This is a genomic window from Flavobacterium sp., from assembly GCF_043773265.1.
Taxonomy (GTDB): Bacteria; Bacteroidota; Bacteroidia; order Flavobacteriales; family Flavobacteriaceae; genus Flavobacterium.
In genome coordinates this window covers 1-2,637 of the sequence record NZ_JAYVFH010000137.1, presented here as the reverse complement: position 1 = coordinate 2,637, position 2,637 = coordinate 1, and the positions used below count along the sequence as shown (strand labels likewise).

At 33.1% G+C, this 2,637-nt stretch carries 2 protein-coding genes; both read right to left on the bottom strand.

Annotated features, from left to right (window positions below):
* Positions 1–60 precede the first annotated feature (60 nt).
* Positions 61–1,056, bottom strand: coding sequence for an NAD(P)H-dependent glycerol-3-phosphate dehydrogenase (locus ACH2BO_RS07310; RefSeq protein ID WP_395044096.1), 996 nt, complete (start codon positions 1,054–1,056; stop codon positions 61–63).
* Positions 1,057–1,291: 235 nt separating this feature from the next.
* Positions 1,292–2,608: a Fe-S cluster assembly protein SufD gene (gene sufD, locus ACH2BO_RS07305; protein WP_395044095.1), complete on the bottom strand. Its 1,317-nt coding sequence runs from the start codon at positions 2,606–2,608 to the stop codon at positions 1,292–1,294.
* Between the last annotated feature and the right edge of the window lie 29 nt (positions 2,609–2,637).

The following is a 2,637-nucleotide window of genomic DNA, read 5'->3' as shown; positions in this document are numbered from 1 at the left end:
GTATCAAACTTAATTTTGTTACAGAAATATGTAACATCTACAAAAATGACAAATTAAAAATCAATCCAATTTATCAGTTAATTTTTTAAACACTGCTTTAGCATTTTTATTTTCATAAAGAATTTCGTAAACAGCATCAATAATTGGTGTTTTTGCACCATAATTTTGGTTTAATTCCCAAGCACTTTTTGTGGCATAATAACCTTCGGCAACCATACTCATTTCCATCATGGCGCTTTTTACGGTGTATCCTTTTCCAATCATATTACCAAACATTCTATTTCTTGAAAAAACCGAATATCCTGTTACCAATAAATCGCCCAAGTAGGCAGAGTTATTAATGTTACGTTTCATTTTGTGTACTTTTCTAATGAATTTCTTAATTTCTCGAATTCCGTTACTCATTAAAACCGATTGAAAATTGTCGCCATAACCCAATCCGTGAGCCATTCCTGCTGCAATTGCATAAATATTTTTTAGCATTGCTGCATATTCTGTTCCAATAATATCGTCAGAGATTTTGGCTTTTATGTAATTTCCAGATAAACATTTCGCTACAATTCTTGCTTTATTGGCATCGCCACAAGCAATTGTTAAATAGGAAAGGCGTTCTAATGCAACTTCTTCGGCATGACATGGTCCAGTTATTACACCAATGTCTTCAAATGGTATGTTGTAGGTTTTATTAAAATGTTCGCCAACTATTAAACTAGTCTCAGGAACAATTCCTTTTATGGCAGAAAATATTACTTTTCCTTCTAAACTTTGGGTTAGTTTTTTTAATTCACTACCAAGAAATGCTGATGGAATTGCAAAGATTATATAATCGGCGTAAGCAACTGCTTGGTTGATGTTGCTTGTAAGTTTTAGTTTTTTTATGTCAAACTCTACCGAGCTTAAATAATTTGGGTTGTGATGGTGTGTTTGTAAATGTTCTAAGGCTGATTCGTTTCGCATGTACCATGAAATTTCGGGTAGATTTACACATAACATTTTGGCTATTGCTGTTGCCCAACTTCCGCCACCAATTACTGCAAATTTTGGATATTCTGTCATTACTATATGGTTTGATTGCTCAAAAATAGCGATTTTTTATTGGTTAGTCAATACTTAAAATTGTTACTGATCTTTGTAGATGGTTTAGCCCAGACAGAAATGGAAAGCTTTACTACTATTGTGACTAATTTTTCTTGACAATAAACTGCGACCAAAGGAAGCACGTTTATTGTTTTAGAAAAATAGTTACAATAGTAGTAAACTTGAAATGTATGGTTGGATTGGCTTTTAAAAATTACAAATCAAATCCTAAATTTACGCCCAATTTTGTAGCAATAATTTTGGTGATTCGTTGTTTAAGTTCTGGAATTTTGATGCTTTCTATAACTTCGTTTGAGAAGGCGTACATCAACAATGCTTTGGCTTCTTTCTTGGGAATGCCGCGTTGTTGCATGTAAAACATTGCGTTTTCGTCTAGTTGGCCAATGGTGCAACCGTGTGAACATTTTACATCGTCGGCAAAAATTTCTAGTTGTGGCTTGGCATTTATGGTGGCTTTGTCGCTTAGTAAAATATTGTTGTTTTGCTGAAAAGCATCGGTTTTTTGGGCTTCTTTTTCTACAAAAATCTTTCCGTTAAAAACTCCTGTTGCGCTGTCTGAAAGTATGGTTTTATAGTTTTGATGGCTTTCGCAATTGGGTGTTGCGTGTTGCACCAAAGTGTAATGATCTACGTGTTGCTTGGCGCCAATGATGGTAATTCCTTTTAGTGTAGAATCGATATGTTCGCCTTGATGATAGAAATTTAGGTTGTTGCGAGTGATGTTTCCGCCAAAAGTGGAGGTGTGAACCGATACAAAACTATTGTCTTTTTGAGCAATATAGGTATTGTCTATAAGATTGGCAGTTAGTAAATCGTTTTGAATTTTATAATAATCTACAATGGAACGTTTTTGTGCAAAAATTTCTGTAACTGAATTGGTTAACACAGGATTTTCGTTTAATGCTTGATGTCTTTCTATAATTTGAACGTGTGCATTTTCGCCAACTATTACAAGGTTTCTTGGTTGCACCATTAAGGCATTTTCAACTCCGGTTGAGAAATAAATTATTTCTATTGGTTTTTCTACAACCTTGCTTTTGGGAATATTTATATACGCACCTTCGTTTGCAAATGCAGTATTTAAAGTTGTTAAACTTTCGTGTTTGCTTGCAATTTTATTGAAATATTCGTCTATTGCTACTTTATATTTTGGTTTAGAAAGTGCAGATGATAGTAAACAAACGTCTAATCCATCGTGTGATGTTGATGATAAAAAAGAGGAGAATTTTCCGTCTACAAAAATAACTTTGTAAGTGTCAATTTCGTGTAAAAAATATTTTTTTACTTCGGCAAATTCTATTGCATTTTCATGTTTTGGAAAAACCGAAAAATCATTTTTTAAAATTGCATTGAGTGAAGTATATTTCCAAGCTTCGTCTTTTTTGGTTGGAAAACCTTTATTTTCAAAGTTTTTTATAGCCGAAATTCTAATGTCATGTAAATCTGAATGAACGTCTATTTGCTCTTCGAACGCCATAAAAGACGATACTAATTTTTCTTTTAAATCCATTTTCTTTGTTGAGATTTTTTACAAACCAC